General features: G+C 62.9%; 15 protein-coding genes and 1 pseudogene. 14 read left to right on the forward strand and 2 right to left on the reverse strand.

The genetic code is table 11. The annotated features are described in order from the left end of the window. From M4578_RS12255 to M4578_RS12285, 7 genes and pseudogenes are all read left to right on the forward strand, one after another. Window positions 1–421: pseudogene (locus M4578_RS12255) on the forward strand (recombinase family protein); the annotation flags it as partial. A 366-nt stretch (window positions 422–787) separates the two neighbouring features. Continuing rightward, window positions 788–1,987, forward strand: a complete 1,200-nt coding sequence (repA, locus tag M4578_RS12260) for a plasmid partitioning protein RepA (RefSeq protein ID WP_028288490.1) — start codon at window positions 788–790, stop codon at window positions 1,985–1,987. Beyond that, a complete protein-coding gene (gene repB / locus M4578_RS12265) occupies window positions 1,987–2,955 on the forward strand; it encodes a plasmid partitioning protein RepB (RefSeq protein ID WP_233678008.1) in 969 nt (322 codons plus the stop codon). Before repA ends, repB begins: the two co-directional genes overlap by 1 nt. 210 nt (window positions 2,956–3,165) lie before the next feature. Further along, window positions 3,166–4,251, forward strand: coding sequence for a plasmid replication protein RepC (gene repC, locus M4578_RS12270; protein ID WP_234988887.1), 1,086 nt, complete (start codon window positions 3,166–3,168; stop codon window positions 4,249–4,251). Between the two features lie 106 nt (window positions 4,252–4,357). After that, window positions 4,358–6,526: a ParB/RepB/Spo0J family partition protein gene (locus M4578_RS12275; protein ID WP_258093578.1), complete on the forward strand. Its 2,169-nt coding sequence runs from the start codon at window positions 4,358–4,360 to the stop codon at window positions 6,524–6,526. A 99-nt stretch (window positions 6,527–6,625) separates the two neighbouring features. Further along, entirely contained in the window at window positions 6,626–7,099 is a 474-nt protein-coding gene (locus tag M4578_RS12280) for a hypothetical protein (RefSeq protein ID WP_258093579.1), read from the forward strand. 403 nt (window positions 7,100–7,502) lie between these two features. Next, window positions 7,503–7,667: a hypothetical protein gene (locus M4578_RS12285; protein WP_009574204.1), complete on the forward strand. Its 165-nt coding sequence runs from the start codon at window positions 7,503–7,505 to the stop codon at window positions 7,665–7,667. Between the two features lie 366 nt (window positions 7,668–8,033). Here the strand turns inward: M4578_RS12285 and M4578_RS12290 are convergent, their stop codons facing one another. Continuing rightward, window positions 8,034–9,371, reverse strand: a complete 1,338-nt coding sequence (locus M4578_RS12290; RefSeq protein WP_258093580.1) for an ATP-binding protein — start codon at window positions 9,369–9,371, stop codon at window positions 8,034–8,036. After that, window positions 9,368–10,027 carry a response regulator transcription factor gene (locus tag M4578_RS12295; protein WP_258093581.1) on the reverse strand — a complete coding sequence of 220 codons (660 nt, stop codon included), beginning with the start codon at window positions 10,025–10,027 and terminating at the stop codon, window positions 9,368–9,370. Before M4578_RS12295 ends, M4578_RS12290 begins: the two co-directional genes overlap by 4 nt. Before the next feature lie 145 nt (window positions 10,028–10,172). Between M4578_RS12295 and M4578_RS12300 the strand changes: the two genes are divergently transcribed. From M4578_RS12300 to M4578_RS12330, 7 genes are all read left to right on the forward strand, one after another. Continuing rightward, window positions 10,173–10,490, forward strand: coding sequence for a PepSY domain-containing protein (locus tag M4578_RS12300; protein WP_258093582.1), 318 nt, complete (start codon window positions 10,173–10,175; stop codon window positions 10,488–10,490). After that, window positions 10,444–11,832, forward strand: a complete 1,389-nt coding sequence (locus M4578_RS12305; protein ID WP_258093583.1) for a ferredoxin reductase family protein — start codon at window positions 10,444–10,446, stop codon at window positions 11,830–11,832. Before M4578_RS12300 ends, M4578_RS12305 begins: the two co-directional genes overlap by 47 nt. 183 nt (window positions 11,833–12,015) lie before the next feature. Further along, window positions 12,016–12,372 carry a hypothetical protein gene (locus M4578_RS12310; RefSeq protein ID WP_038147435.1) on the forward strand — a complete coding sequence of 119 codons (357 nt, stop codon included), beginning with the start codon at window positions 12,016–12,018 and terminating at the stop codon, window positions 12,370–12,372. Window positions 12,373–12,407: 35 nt separating this feature from the next. Beyond that, a complete protein-coding gene (locus tag M4578_RS12315; protein ID WP_007803251.1) occupies window positions 12,408–12,878 on the forward strand; it encodes a DUF2271 domain-containing protein in 471 nt (156 codons plus the stop codon). 11 nt (window positions 12,879–12,889) lie between these two features. Then, entirely contained in the window at window positions 12,890–15,097 is a 2,208-nt protein-coding gene (locus M4578_RS12320) for a PepSY domain-containing protein (RefSeq protein ID WP_258093584.1), read from the forward strand. Continuing rightward, window positions 15,078–16,058 carry an FAD:protein FMN transferase gene (locus M4578_RS12325; RefSeq protein WP_258093585.1) on the forward strand — a complete coding sequence of 327 codons (981 nt, stop codon included), beginning with the start codon at window positions 15,078–15,080 and terminating at the stop codon, window positions 16,056–16,058. The genes M4578_RS12320 and M4578_RS12325 overlap by 20 nt, the downstream gene beginning before the upstream one ends. Before the next feature lie 5 nt (window positions 16,059–16,063). Further along, the coding region (locus M4578_RS12330; RefSeq protein ID WP_258093610.1) for a heavy metal translocating P-type ATPase at window positions 16,064–17,671 on the forward strand (1,608 nt) is incomplete at its 3' end.

The following is a 17,671-nucleotide window of genomic DNA, read 5'->3' on the forward strand; positions in this document are numbered from 1 at the left end:
GCGGCTGGCGCGACAGGACGGCTACATGGAGCGCTTGAACGAAACTGCGCAGGATTGGGTGCCCCATGTGCGCCGTTTGCGCCCCGATATGGCTTGGGAAGACGTCCTGCGGATCATCAATGGCCCCCTGCCCCATGATCGGCGCTGGACGCAAAGCCGCCTGCTCCGCGCCGTGAAGGCATACGTGGCGGACGGATTCCTGCCGGCTGAAGTGCTTGGGCGCGCCGGTCGTCGCGAAACCGACGATCGCCTGCCTGCGATTGTCGCCGCAATCAAAGGTGCTGACCCCGAGATCACCTTGCAGGCAATCTGCGACCGACTGGAATCCATGCGTGAGCGCACCCCTCGCGGTCGCACCAGCTGGCAGCCTTCCTCAGTCAGAATGCTGCTGGAGCGGGCAGAGCGTCTCGGCCTTTTGTAGGCGGCGATGGTCGGCAAACTACTCCTGTCACTCGGCCAAAATCTTACAGAATCATCGCCTCAACTGGACGAAAACCACGTAAATATCCAACAAAGCCTTGGGGTTAGTTCGCGCGAGCAGAAAATATCTCGAAGGGTATCGGCTTCGCCAGACGCGGCCTTTATCGTTAGGAATCAATGCGTTATATAGCGCGGGCCCCGCGCGGCCAAATTGGTGCTGTGGATAACTTTTGCACTACATCTAGATTCTTCTTGCCGGACTCAGATGTTCGTGGCATTTCCATTCTGACGGCAAAACGCGTCAGACGTGGCTTTAACCGTCAGAACGACAAAGAGCCTTAGCAAAGGCCATGAGAGGCGGCAGAACATGGATGATCGAAATACGGGCTACGCGCAAGGCATAGGCTCTTCTGACATCGGAGCATTCGCAGACAGTCTTGCTGAGTCGCTTGACCGGCAGATGAAAGTTGCGTTCGAGCCAGAAGAACGCAAGTCCTTGCGCCGCTTCAGCTCGACCGAGGTCGCCGAGTTGCTGCGCGTTAGTACGTCGAACCTGCGCAACCGCCACAAAGATGGCAGCTTCCCAGAAGTTCACACTGACGGTCGCGGTCATAGGTTCTACACGGCCGAAGAAGTTGACGACCTCCGCAACATTTTGGCGCGGACAGGCAAAAATGCTGACGCGTACAGACCTGGCCGCCGAGACGGTGACCGTCTTCAGGTCATTTCGGTCGTGAATTTCAAAGGCGGCAGCTCGAAGACAACAGCGACAATCCATTTGGCACACAGGTATGCCCTGCGTGGCTACCGCGTGCTTGTTCTGGACCTCGACCCGCAGGCCAGTTTGACGACATTTTTCGGCTTCCGGCCTGAGCTCGAATTCGCCGAAGGCGGCACAATCTACGACGCATTGAGATACGATGATCAGGTTCCGCTCTCGGAGGTCATCCAGAAAACATACTTCCACAAGCTCGACATGGTCCCGGCTGGCTTGATGTTGTCCGAGTACGAAACCGAGACAGCGAATGCCCTTGCGCGCAGGGTTCAGCCGATTTTTGCAGAGCGTCTTGCTCTGGCGCTAGAGGAAGTCGACTCAGACTATGACATCGTGCTGATCGATTGCCCTCCGCAGTTGGGCTTCCTGACATTGACAGCATTGGCAGCGTCCACGGGCTTACTTGTGACGGTCGTCCCCGGCATGCTCGACATCGCTTCGATGAGCCAGTTCCTCAAACTCGCTTCGGAAACGGTCAAAGCCGTCGAAGAGGCGATTGGACGACATGTCACTTGGGACTTCGTAAAGTTCCTGATCACACGCTACGAGCCGTCGGACGGACCACAAACGCAAATGGCCGGGTACCTACGTTCAATCCTTGCGGGCCAAGTCATGACTGAACCGATGCTGAAGTCGACAGCCATTTCTGACGCCGGCATGACTCAGCAAACCATCTATGAGGTAGACCCGAGCCAGCTCATTCGGAAGACCATTGATCGGGCTTTGACCAGCGTGAACAGCGTTGCCGATGAGCTGGAGCAGACAATCCAAATGGCATGGGGGCGTCGCTGATGGCTCGAAATATCTTCAACCAGCCACCGAAAGACGAGAAAGAGTCGGCAGCCCCCTCCCCTGCCCCGGTCAAATCCTCGAAGCTACCTGGCTCGGTTGGCGGATTGCGGGACTCTCTCCGGGAAATCACTGCCAACTCAATCCGAGATATCGAACCCGACCGGATCGATATGGATGGCCTCCGGGATCGCCTGATCCTGGAAGATAGTAGCATTGAAGATCTCGCCGAAAGCATTCGCAAGCATGGTCAGCAAGTGCCGATCATGGTTCGCCCCTCTGACCAACCGGATCGATACCGCATCATCTACGGGCGTCGCAGACTTGCAGCCATTCGAAGAGTTGGTGGAACCGTCAAAGCGATCGTTCGAACGCTCGATGATGATGCTTCTCTGATCGCGCAAGGTCAGGAAAACAACCTGCGGCTGGATCCGTCCTTCATTGAAAAATCTCTTTTTATCAAAGAGATGCAGGAGGCCGGTTACAAGCCTGGCGTCATTCAGGACGCCCTAGGCCTCACCCGGCAAGGTGTGTCGAACCATCGTGTAGTCATCGAGCAGCTGCCTGACGAACTTGTCCGGCTTATCGGCCCGGCTCATGGCGTAGGTCGACGCCAATGGGGTGATCTTGCTGCACTTTCAGAGAAGGTTCCGCTTGTCGACATTGCGCGTGAGACACTTGCCTCTCTGCCTGACACCACTCCAAGCTCGGACAAGTTTCAAGCCGTCTATGTTGCTTGCTCCAGCAAGGCGCGTGGCGCAGCCGACCAAAGCGCCCGTGGCCAAACGACCGTGGTAAAGGACAATAGTGGTAGCCCTGTCGGCACACTTTCAGTCGATGGCAAGTCGATCGCTATCAAGATCACCCGCAAGGACAACCCGGAATTCGGCCAATGGCTCGAAGAGCGCGCGGAAACCACGCTGCGACAGCTTTTTGAACAATGGCAGAATGAGAGAGGCTCGGGGAGCTGATCCCCGGTCATAACCAAAAACACGAGCAGAGGAGAAAGGCGAAGACCAAAAAGAAAAGAGCCCCCCAAGGTTTCCCCCGGAGAGCCCTCATCATCTGATTAGCACCTGTGATGTAGCAATCTCCGACATACCGGTCAAGAGTCACCGATTCGGTGGACGTCTTTTTGTTGCCTTTTCTCGCCAAAAACAGCGGGAAGAGCCGGGGAAGTTGTGGGCCGCAACGGTCGTCGTTCAACAAACATGGCATTCACAAAGCTTTCCGTTCAGACCTTTGGCGTCGGCAAGGGCACCCCCGCCACGTCAACACCTGAAACCGACATCTGGGCAGTCTTCCGCGCGCTCAGAGATACTCGCAGCCTGTTCGGTCTCCGTCCAGGACATGTTCAAACGCTCCAAGCGATGCTGAGCTTTCTCAAGCCTCGGCATGGAGACACAGTCTTCGCTTCCAACGACGAGATCTGCCGTCGAGTTGGCGGGATCGATGAACGAACCCTCCGTAGGCACATCGATCGCTTTGTTGAACTCGGTTTCATGAAGCGCCACGACAGCCCAAATCGCAAGAGATACCGAGTGAAGTCCTCCGAAGGTCAGTCCATTAGCTATGGGTTGTCGCTGGCTCCGTTGCTCGCGCGTGCCGGCGAACTACTTGCGACAGCCCAAGCGATGGAAAACGCTCGTCGGGATCGCGTGTTTTTGCGAAAGCAAATCCTAACCAAACTTGCTCAGATCGACGAAGCTGACCCCGAGAACGAACTCACTCATCAGGTACGCCGAGTTCTTCGGAGGAAGCTCTCGATCGCGGAGTATCGTACTTTGCTCGGCGAACTGGAGGCTCAATGCAAACAGATGTCCACCGCGGTGGACGCACCAGAAACAATGAAACTGCCCGCCAATGACGGGCAAACTGTCCGCCACCATTCTAAGTCTAAAAAAGAACAAAAAGATTTAGAAAGCGGGACCAACAGCCAAACACCTCCCCTGCAAACGCTCACAACCGTTTGTGACCAGGCTACATCGTTCGCAACGAACTCACTTAGGAACTGGCACGATGTCGAAAGCCACGCGAGAACGCTCGCTCCAATGATGGGAATCCACGAAAGCACCTTCGAAAAGGCTGCTAAGAAGATAGGCTCTCAAAAAGCATCATGCGCCATCTTCATAATTCTCCAGATGAGCAATCGCATCCGAGACTTTGGAGCGTATTTCCACAGCATCACGCTCGGTCGCAGAGAAACTGACTTCAACCCATCACTGTTGTTGGAAAGGCTTTCTCGTTCTGGGGCAGCAACTGCGTGATGTCCACCGCGGTGGACATGTCGAGAGGTAGAGATGGGCTGTGAAAGGGGTGACGGGAAGTGAGATCGGGAGAGTGGCTTCCGGCGCCCGTCGCGGAGAAGATCTGATGGCGAAATCTGCCCAGAAAGTCACCCTGTCCCCGTCCCGGGACATTCCCTTCGACAAACTCGTGCTGAGCCAGTCCAACGTCCGGCGCATCAAGGCCGGCATCTCCATCGAGGAACTGGCCGAAGACATCGCCCGCCGCGGGTTGCTGCAGAGCCTGAGCGTTCGACCCGTTCTGGCGGATGATGGTTCCGAGACCGGCAAGTTCGAAATCCCCGCTGGCGGTCGGCGCTTCCAGGCCCTGTCTCTCCTGGTGAAGCAGAAACGCTTGGCCAAGACCACGCCCATTCCCTGCATCGTGCGGGATGCCACTTCCGCGATCCTCGCCGAAGACGACTCGCTCGCTGAGAACATGCAGCGCGCAGCCCTGCATCCGCTCGACCAGTTCCGCGCCTTCGTGGCGCTTCGGGAGAAGGGTCAAGGCGATGAAGAGATCGCAGCCGCCTTCTTCGTCACGCCGCAGGTGGTGAAACAGCGCCTGAAACTCGCCGCCGTGGCCCCTGCCCTGCTCGAGCTCTATGCCGAGGATGAAATGACGCTGGAGCAGCTGATGGCCTTCACGGTCAATCCGGACCACGAGCGTCAGATTCAGGTCTGGGAGGCGATCAAGTCGTCCTGGAACAAGGAGCCCTATCAGATCCGGCGCATGCTGACGGAAACCTCCGTGCGGGCCTCTGACCGGCGCGCCGTCTTTGTCGGCGTCGAGGCCTACGAGGCGGCGGGCGGCACCATGTTGCACGACCTCTTCCAGGGCGACGACGGCGGATGGCTGGAAGACCCTGCCCTGCTCGATCGCCTGGTCAGCGAGAAGCTTCAGGCTGAAGCCGAAGCCATCGCGACCGAAGGTTGGAAATGGATCGAGGTCTCGCTCGACCTGCCCTATGGCTACAGCCACGGCCTGCGACGGCTCAACGGTAATCCGGCGCCGATGTCGGATGACGAAGGCGCGGCCCATGCCAAGCTGCTCGCCAAATACCGGGCGTTCGAAGAGGAGTACGAGGGCCAGGACGAATTCCCTGAAGAGACCGACGCCCGCCTTGGCGAACTCGAAGTCGCGATGGAGAAGCTCGAGACGCGGCCGCTGATCTTCGACGCGGAGGAGATCGCGCGGGCAGGGGCCTTTGTGACGCTTGATCGCTCTGGCGAGCTTTCCGTCTATCGGGGCTTTGTGCGGCCGGAGGATGAACCTCGGACAGAGGCCGACGTCCACAGCGGTGAACAGGCGGCAGACAGGCAGGGCGCTGAGCTTTCGGCGACGAGCAACGTGGATGGTATCGGCCATGGCACGGTGATCACCTCTGCTGGTCAAGCGCTCGGGGCGGGTCTGTCGGACGAAGAAGACGATGGTGCCTTGAAGCCCTTGCCCGAGCGGCTGGTCATGGAGCTGACGGCGTACCGCACCTTGGCATTGCGCGAAGCTGTCGGGCGTTCTCCCGACATCGCGCTGACGCTGCTGCTCCTGAAGCTCGTCAACGACACTTTCCGGATGTCGAGCGCTTCAGGCGGGTGCTGCGAGGCATCGGTGCGTCACGTCTACATGTCGGCGCAGGCCAGCGATCTGAAGGACAGCGTGGTTGCCAAGCTGGTGGACGATCGCCACGCGGAGTGGGAGGCCGACCTTCCGCTTGGCGACGATGCCGCTCTCTGGGAATACCTGACCTCCCTCGATCAGGTGAGCCGGCTGTCCTTGCTCGCGCATTGCCTTAGCTTCGGGATCAACGCGCTCCACGAGAAGGTGAACCCCTACGGTGCCGGTATCTCCGCCAGTGGTCTGACCCGACGGATGGCGCAGGCCGACTTGCTTGCACAGGCAGTCGATCTCGATATGGTCGAGGCTGGCTGGGAGCCGACGGCCGATACCTACCTGAACCGCGTGCCCAAGGCCCGGATCCTTGAAGCCGTGCGCGAGGCAAAAGGGGAGGGGACGGCGCAGCTCCTCGATCACCTGAAGAAGGCCGAGATGGCGACCGAGGCCGAGCGCCTTCTGAAGGGCAGCGGCTGGTTGCCGGAGGTGCTTCGCCGTCACGATCTGGCGGCACTCGAAGGTGAAGAAGGGCAGGGGGCGTCTGGTGACGTTCCCGACACCGAGTTGTCCGAGGATGTCGATCTGCCCGCCTTCCTCACCGCTGACCTGCCGGGTGATGATGCGTCGATGATGGCCGCGGAGTGATCCGCTCCATCCGAGGGCGGGGAAACCCGCGCTCAATCACATAAAATACAACAATATCAATAAGATGAATGCAAAATGACGCATTCAGGATGAGGAATCATGTCTCCAACCACCATTCTCGAAACCGCGCCCCTGGGCGCGCTCATTCGCTACACCGATAGCACAACGAAACCGCCTGCGCGGTTTACGAAGAAGCTTGCGGCCTGGGAACGCTCGAACGGCGTCGGTCGGCTTGTGAAGAAGGAGCCGCCGCGACCCTATCGGACCTGGACGGCGCCGGCGTCGTTCACGCTGCACGAGGGGAACTTCTCCTCGGACGGGGTCATTCTCGTCACCATCATGCGAACGCATTCGGCTGACAGTGTGTTGACCTTCGAGGTGGCAGAAGAGCCGAAGCCTGGGCAGGTGCGCGTCCTTCTGGATTTTGGCGGCTGCACTGAGCTGTTGCATCTGGCCGAGTCCGTCACGGCTGCCGAACTCTGGATCGCCAGGGAAAGCTATCGCAATGCGCGGCTGGAGATCGTCGGCGAAGAAGACGCTGGCAGGGCAGGGGGCGCGGAGCTTGCCGCCTGAGCCCATTACGAGCCCAAGGGGCCTGCCCAAGCGCTGGCCTCTCACCCATCACGTCCCTCTCCCGCGAGATCGCGGGGCACCATAGGATCCAATCCAACACGGAAGGAGGTCTTCCACGATAAGCCTGCCCGGGAGGCTGGCAGCGAAAGCATCAGCGGGACACCCGGCTCCAATCAGCGGTCGCACCATCCCCCGCTCGCCATTCCCTTCCTTGCCCCGAATCCCGTCTTCGAGATCAACCCGCGAGGGGTCGGACTACGGGCGAGCCCGTGCCGCCGGGTGGATTCGGCCCCGTTTCACTTTTTCGGGCCGAACGCACCCGGTGATGTCAGCCAGTCTTCGGGCCTGCGGGGTCCTGTCGCGCGGGGGATGGTCCTCCGCCTCCAAGACAGGAGCCAAACAGATGTCCCGCAAAGACGCACACGCCTTCGCCGCCTCCCTCGCCGCCACGCTCATGGTCTCGATCGTCGTCTTCCAGGCCGGTGATGGAACCTATGGCGCCGTCCCCGCCGATGAAATCGACGGCGACGAGGTCGTGATCGTCTCGGAATACGATCCCTTCGGGTGAGGCTTTAGCCTCACTTCCCGAGGGCCCAGGCGTGGCACAGGTGTGCACTTGGGCCTAGTAATGTCCCCGTGACCGGGGATAGTCAGTCGGCTAACAATCGCTTCCGACAGTCTGCTTCTACCATGTTCGGGAAGCCTTTTCGTCGATCATCCCTATATGCTGGAAACAGCGGTCACCCCCATGGTGAGCGCTGGTTACATGACGTTCATCAGCGCGGGGTCCATTCCGAACAGGCTGCTGGCGCTGTGCGCTGCCTTTCCGAGCGTCACGCTGCATAGCACGGTAACCGACGCGCCAGGCCAGGCCCTGATGATCTTGATCCCGAAGCTGCATTTGGCCCTTTGGGAACCAAAGTGGATGTCGCTGTCACTCGCTGCCGTCTACCGGCAACCTGAGCGATACTTGAAAACCTGTGGTCCGGCCCGGCCGCGGCGATTGAAGGACAAGGCGGCTGCTGATCCGCTCTGCGATTGCGGCGACGATGGCAAGACCCAGGCCGCTGCCGTCGGAGGTGGCAGAGGCCCGCTCGAAACGCGCTGTCAGCCGGTCGAGTGTTTCGCACGGCACGACCGGGCCGTCATTTGCCACGGTGAACTGGCCAGATGCGGTCAGCGTGACGTCGACCGGGGAAGCCTGTGCTCCGTGACGAAGAGCGTTCTCCACCAGGTTCCGGCACAGGATGGCAAAGGCGTCGGGATCAAGATATGACATGACAGCCATGTCGGGAAGATTCAGCCTGATACGGTCTGGCGTGCCCGTGCGGCCAATATCATCCACCACAATTCTCGCAACGCCCCTCAGATCCGAGCTTTTGTCCATCCTCAATCGCCCGCCTTCTGCCCGCGCCAGTTGCATCATGCGTTCTGTGCGTCGCGTCAGCCTTTTCAGCGTCTCCTCGATGTCGGTCGCACGTTGTGCAGCCGCTCGGTCCTTGGTTTCTGACCTAAGCCTCTGCGCCTGCGCGATCGCTCCCGCGAGTGGTGTGCGTAGCTCGTGAGCGGCATTCGCAGCAAAGCTTCGCTCGGCCTCGAACGCTTCGCGCAATCTGGCCAGCAGGCTGTTCAGGGTGTCAGCCAGCGGGCCGATTTCGGTTGGAAGCCCCTCGTGAGGAACCTGCGAAAGGTCGAGAGCGCCACGTGCGTCCAGCCGCGCACGGAACCGGCGCAGAGGATCAAGGCTGAAGCGAACTGCCAGGATGATCGCGATCAAGGCCACTGGAAGCACGATCAGCAAGGGCAGGCCGAGACCCATCTGGATTTCGCGAGCCACCGACATGCGATGAGCCAGCGGCTCGGCCACGGTGATGCGGATCGTGCCTTGAAGCGCCGCATCGCTGTAGAGACGGTGCGTCGTGGTCTGGCGAAACCCGGGCCCGTCATAGGAGGGGAACACGGTGGGGTCCGCCGCATGCGATTGCAGCAGGACGCGGCCTTCGGCATCGCGCACGAGATAGGTGAAGAACTCGTCGTGCGCACGGATCGGGGCGAGCCGCTGGGTCACACCCTGATCTTCCCGCCCGACGATGTCGGTTACTGCCAGCGGCAGGATCCGCTCCGCTGTCTCACGGAGCGCGCTGTCGAAGACCTCGTCCATTTCGGCCCGGACGATCACGGCCGTCACCGTCGCAGCGAGCAGCCACAGCACCGTCAGCACCAGCCCCACTGATAGGCCGAGCCGCGCCTGAAGGCTTGCGGGCCACCTCATGGCCTGCCCAGGCGGTAGCCCATGCCGCGCTCGGTTTCGATGATTGCGCTCCCCAGTTTCTTCCGCAGGCGGCTGACATGGACCTCGATGGTGTTGCTCTCGACCTCGGCGTCGAAGGCGTAGAGCTTCTCCTCCAACTGCGCCTTGGACAGGAGCTGCCCGGGGCGCGCGAGGAAGGCTTCGAAGAGCGCCCATTCCCGCGCCGTCAGCGGCACATGTCTGCCATCCCGATGGACGCTGCGCGCAGCAAGGTCGATGTCGAGCGGTCCGTGGGTCAGGATCGGGTTGGGGTTGCCGCTGTAGCGCCGCGCGACCGATCCGATCCGCGCCGACAGTTCCGACAGGTCGAAAGGCTTCACAAGGTAGTCGTCTGCGCCCTTGTTGAGGCCTTCGATGCGGTCCGACACTTGGTCGAGTGCGGTAAGAATGATGACCGGCGTCACGTCGCCCCGCGTGCGCAAAGCCTTGAGGAACCCGATGCCACGCCCGTCCGGCAGCATCAGGTCGAGCAGGATTAAGTCGTAGGACGTAGCAGCCATGGCATCGCTTGCCGCATCCAACCGCGTAACCCAATCCACTGACTGGCCATCGGCTGCGATCTGGTCGCGCACGGCAGCGCCGAGGGTCGTGTCGTCTTCGATCAGCAATATGCGCATGGTCGTACCCGTTCTTGTCTGATGTCCCTCCATGATCCGTCTGGCTGACACGAAGCTGAAGCCTGTGGGTCGCGCCCGTTCAGGCTGTCGTCAGTTTCGCAGCGCATGAAGTGCATCAAGAGGCGAGCCACTAGGAGTGTGCCCCATGAAGAAGACATTGACAATTATCGGCTTTCTCGCGGTCTTCCCGGCCGGCGCGGCGCTGGCTGACGACGACTGTTTCGTTCCGATGGCTGATTGGCAGCCGCGCGACGCGGTTGCCCGTCTTGCCGAGGAAAATGGCTGGGCGGTGCGCCGCATCAAGATCGACGATGGCTGCTACGAAATTGACGGCCGGGATGCCCGAGGGCGTGCGATCGAGGTGACGGTCCACCCGGCCACGTTGGAAGTAATCGAGTTCGAGTTTGAAGACGACGATGATGATCGTCGCAACCGCGATCACGAGAGACGCGACGATGACTGATACGGCGCATCGTGATGGTAATGTCTCTGCGCCGGGCCTTCCCACACTCCCTCGGCTTTCCCTCAACTCTCCTCTGGCCTTGACGGGCCCGGTGCTGGTGGCGCTGCCATGCCTGCTGGCGGCTCTGCTCGGGATGAACACCTATGCGCCTTATGGTGCGGATGCAGCATTTGGTATTGCCGTCGGGGCCGCGGCAGTTGTCGCGATGGCACAGACCTTGATCCTCGCCGCACGGCCGCCACTGGTGGAACCATTGTTTGGCGGTCTCGATCGAATGTACCGGGTCCACAAATGGCTCGGCATTTCCGCGATGGTCCTGATGATACTGCACCAGCAGATAGAGCCGGATTTCGAGCGTTTGGTGCGTGAAACCTCCCTAGGGGAACTGGGTGAAGAGGCAGGCGAACTCGCCTTCAACGCGCTTCTCGCCCTGGTTGCTGTCAGCTGGTTCCGGAGATTGCCCTTCATCGGGCTCGAGATTCCCTATCAGCTCTGGCGGTTTAGCCATCGTTTCATGGGAGCTCTTTTTGCTATCGTGGTGTTTCACCAGTTTTTTGTCGATGTGCCTGCTGGGGTGGACCCGACATTCATGTTGGTGCTGAATGCTTTCGGAATCGCCGGAGTTGTCGCCTGGATCTTCACCGAGTTGCTCGCTCCGCATCTACGGCGTAGAGACTTCACTGTCAGCCAGATCAGCCAGACCGGTGACACGACCACCTTGATGCTCACTCCCAAAGGCCGTGCCATGCGGTGGCGGCCCGGGCAATTCGCTTTCGTTCGAGCGCCGGAAGCTGGACTGTCCGAGCCGCACCCTTTCACGATCGCCAGTGCCCCGCGCCCTGATGGCTCCCTGACGTTTTCCATCCGGGCTCTGGGTGGGTGGACACGGAGCCTTCCGGCGACGTTGCGGACCGGAACGCGCGTGCAGGTCGAAGGCCCCTATGGGCGGTTCGATTTTCGCAAGGGCGGTGCGCGCCAGATCTGGCTGGCCGGCGGTATAGGTATCACGCCGTTCCTCGCCTGGGCGGAAAGCCTGACGGAGGCGGAAAGGCGCGACATTCACCTCGTCCACTGTGTTCGAACGCAAGACGAGGCGATCGGGTTGGAGACGCTGCGCGCTGCGGCCGCCCGCAATCCGAGTTTCAGTTTCGAGGTGGTCGTCACGGCGCGCGATGGCAGGCTCACGGCCGAGCGCCTGATCGGCGCGGTCCCTTTCGCGATCCGGCAAGCCGATTTGTGGTTCTGCGGCCCAACCGGTCTGAAGGACGGGATTCTCAAGGGCTTGAAAGCACAAGGCCAAACGCCTCGCCGTGTCCGCTTCGAGCAGTTCGAATTCGCCTGAACGCGGGGCAGGGCGCATAGCCATGCCAGCCCTGTAGCCTGCGCTCGCATCTTTTTGGCCCCGCCATCATCGGCGGGGCCATTTTTTTCCTGACGGCAAGCTGAAGGAGGAATCGCTGGGGCGTCAGGAAGCCCTCAGGTCGACGCGCCAGATTTGTCTCATCAGACGAAAGGAGACCTTGCCATGAAAAAGACCCTGACCCTTCTCGCAGCGACAACGGCGCTGACCGCCGCCATCGGCGTTCCTGCCTGGAGCGCGATGCAGGCCCCGGCCGACAGCATGCTTCGGCCCGTGGCCGCGCTCTTTGACGACGCCTCACAAGACATGCCTCTCATTCTCGCAAGCGACGATGACGACCGCTGGCGGGACGGTTCGCGTCGCGGACACGACAATGACGATGATGATGATGACTGTGACGACGATGATGACGACGACGATTGTCGGGGCGGCGCCCGCAATCCCGCGCCCGCTGGAACGGTCGCTCCTCCTCAGAACGGCCTCTTCGGAAATGGCGCCCCTCCGCAGGTTCAGGTGAACTGAACAGCTCCGAAGCACCCTGAACAAGGATCATTCCCATGAAATCACTTCTCGCAACGCTCGCGCTTACCACGGCGCTGACGCTTCCCGGCCTCGCCATGGCGCGGCCGGTGACGCTGACCACCACCCTCAACAATTATGGCGGTGACGGAGCCTATCTTGCACTTTACGTCACCGACGCCTCGGGCGCCTATGTTGGCAGTCTCTGGATGGCTGGTGGCAAGTCCAAATACTACGAGCATCTGAGCGACTGGTACCGTGCCACGGGCGGCGATACTGCGCAGGTCAACGGCATTACCGGGGCCAGCGTCGGCGCGGGCCGCAGTCTTGAGATCACGCTTGATCTGGCTGATGCGCTGTTCGATGCGGGCTACACGCTCCACATCGACGCGGCCGTCGAGGACATGCGCGACAGTCCGAACGAGGTGGCGGTGCCGCTCACGACCGACGGCGCGGGCACGCCGGTGCGCGGGCGCCGGTACGTTGCCAGCTTCGCCTACGACATGTGAGGATCGGGGCCATGATCCGTGCACTCCATCGCTGGCCGGGTCTTCTGGCCCTCGCGCTCGTCACGATTCTCGCGCTGAGTGGCGCGGCACTGTCGGTCTTCCCTGCGGCCGAACGGCTTGCCGCCCTGCAGCCGGAGACCGGGCTCACGGTCGCCGCCCTCGCGGACCGCATTCGGGCGGTCCATCCGGGCGTGGAGCAGATCCGCCGGTCGCCCTCGGGCCGGATCACTGCCTACTGGTTCGATCAGGGCGCGCCGGGGGCCGCCGTGATCGACCCGGCGACGGGTGAGGGCGTGGCCTCGGCCGACCCGAACCAGGCCGAACGCTGGCTCACCAACCTTCACCGCTCGCTCTTCCTCGGGGACGTCGGCCGCATCGCCATGGCCGCAGGGGCTGCCGCGATGCTGGTCCTCTCGCTCTCCGGCGCGGCGCTGGTCGCGCGGCGGGCGGGAGGCTGGCGACACTGGTTCGCGCGCTTGCGCGGACCGCTTGCCGGGCGGCTGCACGTCGAGATCGCCCGGATCGCCGTCGTCGGCTTCGTTCTGTCTTCCACGACCGCCCTCTGGATGACGGCGTCGACCTTCGATCTCCTGCCGGATGGCGGCGCCATCCCGGCCATGCCGACCGAGGTCAGTGGAGCGACGGGGTTTGCGCTGGACCGGATGGCCACGCTGCAGCAGACGCCCGTCGCCGAGTTGCGCGAACTGAGCTTTCCCTATCCCGGCGACGCTACGGACGTCTTCACGCTGAAGACCGACCGTGGGACCGGGTATCTCGATCAGGGCACCGGGGCGCTGCTGGCCTGGACTGACCTGACCGGGTGGGAACGCGTTTCGGAAACCATCTACATGCTGCACACCGGACAGGGCGCGGCGACGCTTGGCCTCGTTTTGGGCCTGATGGCGCTCGGCGTCCCGGCCATGGGCGTGACTGGCGTTGTCGTCTGGCTCGCGGGACGGAGGGGGCGGCCGCGCATCCGAGGCAATCAGCCCGCGGGACGTGCCGAGACGATCCTGCTCGTCGGCAGCGAGGGCGGCAACACCTGGGGATTTGCGGCCACGCTCCACACCGCACTGACGCAAGCCGGGCAGAAGGTACACACAACACCGATGTCGGCCTTCGCGCCAGAACGCTACGCTATGGCCCAGCGGATCATCCTGCTCGCCGCGACCTATGGCGATGGTGCCGCGCCGGCTTCGGCGAAGGGCTTTCTCGACCGGCTGAACGCCACAGACCGAGCGCCCGACTTTCCGATTGCCGTTCTCGGCTTCGGCGACCGTAGCTTTCCGGCCTATTGCGCTTTCGCCAAGGACGTCACGGCAGCGGCAAAGGCGAAAGGTTGGCCCGAGCTTCTGCCGCTCGACACGATCGACCGGCAATCGCCGCAGGATTTCGCGCGCTGGGGCCGCGCGCTTGGCGAGATGCTTGGCATACCCCTTGACCTTGCGCACCAACCCGTCTTGCCGCGCACCGAACAATTGACCCTCGTCTCGCGGCGCAACTACGGGGCTGAGATGCAGGCGGGGGCCGCGATCCTGCGCTTTGCCCTGCCGCGCGCAACACTATGGCAGCGGCTGACGGGCGCGGGCTTCGCCCGGTTCCGGGCAGGCGACCTGATCGGCGTCCTGCCGCAGGGCAGCCCCGTGCCGCGGCTTTATTCGCTGGCCTCGGGTCAGGCCGACGGGTTCGTCGAAATCGTGGTGCGCAAGCATCCGGGCGGCCTTGCCTCGGGCCAGCTGACATCGCTGGAACCGGGCGATACCGTCACGGCTTTCCTGCGGCGCAATCCCGGCTTTCACGCCGGTCGCGGTCGCACCCCGCTGATCCTGATCGGGGCGGGCACCGGTGTCGGGCCGCTGGCGGGCTTCATCCGCAGCAATGCGCGGCACAGGCCCGTGCACCTGTTTTTCGGGATGCGGCATGCGGACAGCGATTTCTTCTATGGCGAAGAGATGCCCGGCTGGCAGGCTGAGGGGCGGTTGACCCGGCTTGTCACCGCCGTCTCGCGCGGCGCGCGGCGCAGTTATGTGCAGGACGCCTTGCGCGCCGACGCGGCGCAGGTGGCCCGGCTTATCTGCGACGGGGCGCGTGTGATGGTCTGCGGCGGGCGCGACATGGCCACGGGCGTGAGCGATGCGTTGGCCGAGATCCTCGCACCTGCCGGGCTTACGCCCGCAGTCCTAAAGACAGAGGGGCGGTATGTCGAAGATGTCTACTGAGCGCGCGCGCATCGCCCTGAACGGCCCCACCATGGGCACGCGCTGGTCGGCGCTGTTCTTCGCGGATCGGGGCCGCGACACGGATGCAATCCGTGCCGCCCTTCAGGCGGCTGTCGACGAGGTGGACAAGCAGATGTCGACGTGGAACGCGGAGAGCGCGCTCATGCGGATCAATGCGGCGCCGGTGGACGATTGGGTGGTGGTGCCGGAGCAACTGCGGGCGGTCCTGCGCCTCGGGCTCGAGATCGGGCGCGCCTCGGGCGGGGCCTTCGATATCGGCATGGGCGATGCGGTGACGGCCTGGGGTTTCGGGCCCGGGGCCGCCGCGCCCGAGGGTATCCGCGCCGTGATGGACGCCCCCCGCCGCCCGGCGCAGGAGGTGCTGGAGATCGAGGGGATGCAGTTGCGCAAGACCGCGCCCATTGCGCTGGATCTGAACGGCATCGCCAAGGGCTATGCCGTCGACCGGCTCGCCGAGACCTTGCGCGATCATGGGATTGCCGACGCCCTTGTCGGCATCGACGGTGAGATGCGTGCCATGGGCCTGCGCCCCGATGGCGAGGCATGGATCATCGCGGTAGAAGCGCCGGACCCTGATCGCCGGACGCCGCATTCGGTTCTGGCGCTGCAGGACGCCGCCGTGGCGACCTCCGGTGACTACCGCCATTGGGTCGAGGTTCAGGGGCGCCGCCTGTCGCATACCATGGATCCGAGACGTGGCGCGCCGCTGATCGCCTCACCGGCCTCCGTCACCGTGGTGGCCCGCACCTGTGCCGAGGCCGATGCTTGGGCGACGGCGCTCATGGTGCTCGGTGCGGAGAGGGGTGCGGACCTCGCGAGACAACGTGGACTCGACGCCCTGTTTCTTCTGCGCGATGATGACGGCAATGCAATGGGCGTGGGAGTCGGGCGTCTTTTTTCCGAAGAACCAGCGGCAATCGCCTCAGCCGGGGGAAGATGAGCCGCATGGAACAGACCCGTACCGATCGCTTCAAGACCGCACTCCTGCTGATGGCCGCAACCGGGCTGATCGTGGGACTCGCATTCTACCTTGCGGGCCAACCAGAGATCGCGACCCTGATCTGGATTGCAGGAGTTGTTCCCGCGCTGGCAGCGCTTGTGGTCGAAATCGTCCGGAGCATTGGGCGCGGCGAGGTGGGCCTCGATATCGTTGCCGCGCTGTCGATGTCGGCGGCGCTTGTCTTCGGCGAGACCTTGGCTGCGGCTGTCGTCGCAGTCATGTATTCTGGAGGCACTTTCCTCGAAGCCTTCGCTGAGGGCCGTGCACGTCGTTCGATGAAGGATCTTTTATCCCGCGTACCCCGGACCGCGACGCGGCACCGGAACGGCGGTCTTGAGGATGTGCCTCTCGAGGAGATCGCACCGGGCGATCGCCTGCTGATCCGGCAGGGTGATGTCGTTCCCGTGGACGGCACGGTGGCGTCCGACACCGCCTTCCTCGACACCGCGGCGCTGACGGGTGAGTCCCTGCCAGTCCGGCTGGCGCGCGGGGCCGACGCCATGAGCGGATCGACCAACGCGGGCGAGGCCTTCGACCTGACGGCGACGCGCGAGGCCAAGGACAGCACCTATGCCGGGATCGTTCGTCTAGTGGAGGAAGCGCAGGCGTCCAAAGCGCCGATGTCCCGGCTGGCCGACCGCTGGTCGCTGGGCTTTCTGGTCGTCACCGTCAGTATCGCCTTCGCGGCCTGGTGGTTCACAGGCGATCCGATCCGCGCGGTCGCCGTGCTGGTGGTCGCCACGCCCTGTCCGCTGATCCTTGCCGTGCCGGTCGCACTGGTCGCGGGTCTCTCGCGTGCGGCGCATTTTGGCGTTTTGATCAAGGGCGCAGGGCCGCTCGAGACAATGGCGCGCATCCGTACGCTGATCCTCGACAAGACGGGGACGCTGACAGATGGCCGTCCGCAGATCATCTCGATCGACAGCCACGATGGCATGACCGAGGACGACATCCTCCGCCTTGCCGCCGCGCTCGATCAGGCATCGAAACACCCTGTGGCGCAGGCCATCGTCGCTGCCGCAAAGGCGCGGGCCTTCACACTGCCCGTTCCGACAGAAGTGGCTGAGATCCCGGGCGAAGGGGTCTTGGGTCGTGTGGAGGACCGCGAGGTGATCGTCGGCGGCGACGGCTTCGTGGCGTCCCGTGTCGGGCGGATGGTGGGCGATCACCCCGCCAAGGGCGCCGGATCGGTCCTTGTCGCAGTGGCAGTTGACGGTCACATGGCCGGGCACCTCGTCATGTCCGACCCGCTGCGCGAGGGAGCGGGTGCCATGCTGGACGGTCTGCGCCGTCAAGGGATCGCGCGCATCCTTCTGGCTACTGGCGACCGCGCGGACGTGGCCGAGCGCGTGACCGAGGGGCTGGGCCTCGACGGGCTGCGGGCCGGTCTGACGCCGGATCAAAAGGTGTTACTGGTGCTTTCCGAGCATAAACACGGGCCGGTGATGATGGTGGGTGATGGTGTCAACGACGCGCCCGCCCTGGCCGCAGCCGATGTAGGCGTGGCAATGGGGGCACGGGGCGCCGCGGCCTCGGCCGAGGCCGCCGACGTG

It is taken from the genome of Salipiger pentaromativorans, assembly GCF_024721115.1.
Lineage (GTDB): Bacteria > Pseudomonadota > Alphaproteobacteria > Rhodobacterales > Rhodobacteraceae > Salipiger > Salipiger pentaromativorans.